1 protein-coding gene and 1 pseudogene are annotated in these 649 nt (G+C 57.6%); both read left to right on the top strand.

From position 1 onward, the window contains the following. Nucleotides 1-375: pseudogene (locus MXAZACID_RS17420) on the top strand (hypothetical protein); the annotation flags it as partial. Nucleotides 376-386: 11 nt separating this feature from the next. Then, a partial coding sequence (locus MXAZACID_RS17415) for a hypothetical protein (protein WP_008495915.1) occupies nucleotides 387-649 on the top strand: 263 nt, incomplete at its 3' end.

Below are 649 nucleotides of genomic sequence, written 5' to 3'. Positions count from 1 at the left end.
CCCGGCGCGGGAAGCCTGCCAGCTATTGCTGGATCGGCTAAATTGTTGGTCCAACAGGCCGGGCAATGGGGCATTGGAACCGATATAAAATGGACCAAACTAGGCCCCTGTACGGTGACAGTGAAGGTTCAGGGTAACCAGATCATCAACAGCACCACCAACCAAGCAAATTATGCGCCCGGTGACGGCAATTCTTCGTATTCTGCCGCCGTCGCCCTCACCCCCGGCACGTATGACGTAGCTTGGACCTTGGTTTGCCAGCCCAACAGCACCTTGCCCGGCCAGGACGCGGCGCTGTCCATTCTCGTAGCCCCGCCGGGCGAGGCATTGGCCGCGCCTACGCCCGGTGAGTTCGTTTATCAGCCAACCAAATAAAGGAGCTTTCAATGCAGAACGAAACTCACACCGAGTACGTCCCCGCCCCCATTCCACCCGCACCGGAAAAGGTCACAAAGCTGGATAAGCTATTGTGCGCCGCGCTCGGTGGGCACCCTGTCGGGACATATTATCCCTACGGAACCAAAATGGAGACGGCCAAGCGCTGGCAGGTGGATTATGTGCCCCTCTGGGCACTGCCGCCATACAATCTTGCCCCGTTGGAACCACAGCCAATATCCATGAAGTTCAAGGCGGAAGCTGTATTGGATGA

It is taken from the genome of Acidocella sp. MX-AZ02 (assembly GCF_000306035.1).
Lineage (GTDB): Bacteria > Pseudomonadota > Alphaproteobacteria > Acetobacterales > Acetobacteraceae > Acidocella > Acidocella facilis.
Note: the sequence above shows the minus strand (reverse complement) of the source record. Positions and strands in the feature narration are given on the sequence as shown.